Raw genomic sequence first — 3,417 nt, 5'->3', positions numbered from 1 at the left:
GTCCGGTGTGCTGTCGCTGCGCTCGCTGGCCGATGCGCGGCTGATCCGCGACCTCAGCACGCAAAGCGACGAAGTCGTCATCCTCGGCGGCGGTTTCATCGGGTTGGAGATCGCAGCCACGTTGAGGGCCGCCGGTCGCACGGTGACAGTGGTCGAGGCGGTGGACCGGCTGCTCGGCCGCGCCGTGGCGCCGATCGTGGCGAGCCACGTCCGGCAACGGCTGGAGGCGACAGGCGTGCGCATCCTCACCGGCACCTCCATCGCCAGGCTCGATGGCGAAAACGGTCATGTCACGGCCGCCATCACCTCATCAGGCGAAAGGCTGCCGGCGCGCATGCTCATCGTCGGCGTTGGTGCCGTGCCGAATTTAGAACTGGCGCAGGCGGCCGGCCTCAGCATCGCCAACGGCATTCGCGTCGATCATCAGATGCGCACGTCGATGCCGGAGATTCTCGCCATTGGCGATGCTGCCTCCTACCGGCACTGGTTCACCGGCGGCGACGTGCGGCTGGAATCGGTGCAGAATGCCACCGACCAGGCGCGGCTTGCCGCGCGCACGATATCGGGCCATGCCGACGCCTATTCGGCGGTGCCATGGTTCTGGTCCGACATCGGCGACATCAAATTGCAGATGGTCGGCCTGACCGCCGGCGGCGACAGCCATGTCGTGCTGGGCGACCTGCCCGACAACAAGTTCTCGATCTACCACTATGCCGGCGACCGGCTGCTCGGTATCGAATCGGTCAACCGTCCCGGCGACCACATGCTTGGCCGCAAGATGCTCGGCGCCGGCTTCTCGCCGACGCCGCAGCTGGTTGCTGAGGGACCTGACGGTCTGAAGGCGGCGCTGGCCGCATTCCAGCAGGATGAGCCTGCAAGGGCTGCGGGCTAGCCCCCCGCTTACCCTCCCCCTTGTGGGGAGGGTCGCTGCGAAGCAGCGGGGTGGGGGTGGGCGCCAAGCCCCCACCCGGACCTTCGGCCCGACCTCCCCACAAGGGGGAGGTAGAAGTTCAGGCGGCGCAGACTTCGCGGATCGAGCTTTCCAGGATGTCGAGTGCTTCGTTCATGACCTCGTCCTGGATGGTGATCGGCGCCAGGAAGCGGATGACGTTGCCGTAGACACCGCAGGTCAGCAGGATCAGGCCCTTGTCGAGCGCCTTCAACCGGATCGCATTGGCGATCTCGGCCGACGGCAGGCCCTTCTTGACGTCGTTGAACTCGACCGCATTCATGAAGCCGAGGCCTCTGATGTCGACGATCTCGGGCACGTCGTCACGGATCGACTGCAGCCGCTGCTTCAGCCTTGCGCCCAGCGTGTTGGCGCGGTCGCACAGGTTTTCGTCCTCGATCACGTCGAGCACGGCGTGCGCGGCGGCAACACCGATCGGGCTGCCGCCATAGGTGCCGCCGAGCCCGCCGGGGCCGGGCGCATCCATGATTTCGGCGCGGCCGGTGACCGCGGCCAAGGGAAAACCGCCGGCCAGGCTCTTGGCCATGGTGGTGATGTCGGCGGCCACCTCATGGTGATCCATCGCAAACATCTTGCCGGTGCGGGCAAAGCCGGTCTGCACTTCGTCGGCGATCAGCAGCATGCCGTGCTGGTCGCAAAGCTTGCGCAGCGCAACCAGGAAATCACGCGGCGCGTCGTAGAAACCGCCTTCGCCCTGAACCGGCTCGATGATGATGGCTGCGACGCGGGCCGGATCGACATCGGCCTTGAACAGCCGGTCGAGCGCGGCCAGCGAGTCGGCGACCGAGACACCGTGCAGCGGCACCGGGAACGGCGCATGATAGACGTCGCCCGGCATGGCGCCGAAGCCGACCTTGTAGGGCACGACCTTGCCGGTAAGCGCCATGCCCATGAAGGTGCGGCCATGGAAGCCGCCGGCGAAGGCGATGACCGCCTGACGGCCGGTGGCATTGCGGGCGATCTTGATGGCGTTCTCTACCGCCTCGGCCCCGGTGGTGACGAAGATCGTCTTCTTCTCGAACTTGCCAGGCAGCATGCCGTTCAGCCGTTCGGCCAGGCGCACATAGCTCTCATAGGGCACCACCTGGTGGCAGGTGTGGGTGAAGCGGTCGAGCTGTGCCTTGACCGCCTCGATCACCCTGGGATGGCGATGCCCGGTGTTGACCACGGCGATGCCCGACGAGAAATCGATATAGCGACGTCCCTCGACATCCCAGATTTCCGAATTTTCAGCCCGGTCGGCATAGATCTGCGTGGTCATGCCGACGCCGCGGGAAATCGATTGGTTCTTGCGTTCGGAAATGGCTGAATTCTTCATCGTATCCTCACCGGGCCGGCGCCCGTCCTGTTTGATGCCGTTGAGACGTCTTCTGACCTTATTTCACGTTTTCCTCAAGTCGGCACCACCGGCAGGCGATTGGGCCTGCGACAGGTGGATCCCGGCGCTTAACCAGTTGCCCGATACACGTACGACACCGGTTTCCTTTTCCCGGGGATCGACTATCCTCCAGATATCCGCGAGGTCTCGCGATCCGCGCTAGCCGCCCACGGGGCTGGGGGAGTCCATGAGCAGGAACGCGACATCGTCCGTCTCGCGGCCGTCGGTCAAAACCCCCTGCCTGTTTTCTTGTCCGATCGCCTCGGTGCTTTTCGCTTGCACGGCGGCTCTTCTGCTAACCGGCTGCCAGAAGCAGGAGGCGGCGGACAAGAAATTGCCGGTCATGGTGCGCACCGAAACGGTGGCGATGGCCGACTATGCGCCAAGGACCTCACTGACCGGGGTGATCGCGGCGCGTACGCTGAACAATCTGTCGTTCCGGGTCGGCGGTCGCGTCGCCGAACGGTTTGTCGATGTCGGCCAGCATGTCGATCAAGGCACGGTGCTCGCCCGGATCGATCCGCAGGAGCAGGAATCCGATTTGCGCTCGGCGCAGGCCGATCTCGACGCGGCGCAGGCGCAATTGACCCAGTCCGCCGCCGCCTTCGAACGGCAGAAGACGCTGCTCGCCCAGGGTTTTACCACCAGGCGCGATTATGACGCCGCGGACCAGGCCCTGAAGGTGGCACAAGGCAGCGTCGAAGCCGCGCAGAGCGCTTTCTCCAACGCCCAGCAAAACCTGTCCTTCACCGAGCTCAAGGCCGGTGCCGCCGGCGTGATCACCGCCCGCCAAGTCGAAACCGGCCAAGTGGTGCAAGCCGCGCAAACCGTCTTCACCGTCGCCGAGGACGGTGACCGCGACGCCGTGTTCAACGTGCAGGAGACGCTGATCGCCAAGGCACCGGCATCGCCTGCGGTGACGATCACGCTGTTGTCCGATCCGCAGGTCAGGGCGACGGGCAAGGTCCGCGAAATCTCGCCTGCGGTCGACCCGGCTTCGGGCTCGATCCGGGTCAAAATCGCCATTCCCGACACGCCCGCCGGCATGCCGCTTGGGGCAGCCGTCATC

Annotated in this window: 3 protein-coding genes; 2 read left to right on the top strand and 1 reads right to left on the bottom strand. The window is 65.4% G+C overall.

Annotated elements, in window-relative coordinates; all coding sequences use genetic code 11:
• On the top strand, positions 1–892 hold an 892-nt coding region (locus EN939_RS26025; RefSeq protein ID WP_164751221.1), incomplete at its 5' end, for an NAD(P)/FAD-dependent oxidoreductase.
• Between the two features lie 118 nt (positions 893–1,010).
• On the opposite strand, the gene EN939_RS26020 is transcribed toward EN939_RS26025, so the two are convergent.
• Entirely contained in the window at positions 1,011–2,288 is a 1,278-nt protein-coding gene (locus EN939_RS26020; protein WP_023811424.1) for a 4-aminobutyrate--2-oxoglutarate transaminase, read from the bottom strand.
• Positions 2,289–2,535: 247 nt separating this feature from the next.
• Between EN939_RS26020 and EN939_RS26015 the strand changes: the two genes are divergently transcribed.
• A partial coding sequence (locus EN939_RS26015; RefSeq protein WP_127270639.1) for an efflux RND transporter periplasmic adaptor subunit occupies positions 2,536–3,417 on the top strand: 882 nt, incomplete at its 3' end.

Source organism: Mesorhizobium sp. M7A.F.Ca.CA.002.05.1.1, assembly GCF_003998335.1.
Taxonomy (GTDB): domain Bacteria; phylum Pseudomonadota; class Alphaproteobacteria; order Rhizobiales; family Rhizobiaceae; genus Mesorhizobium.
This window is presented reverse-complemented; position numbering and strand designations above follow the sequence as displayed.

Bases quoted from the DNA above. Each gene is read 5' to 3' on its own strand.
- EN939_RS26020 (WP_023811424.1), bottom strand. From the start codon at position 2,288: ATGAAGAATTCAGCCATTTCCGAACGCAAGAACCAATCGATTTCCCGC.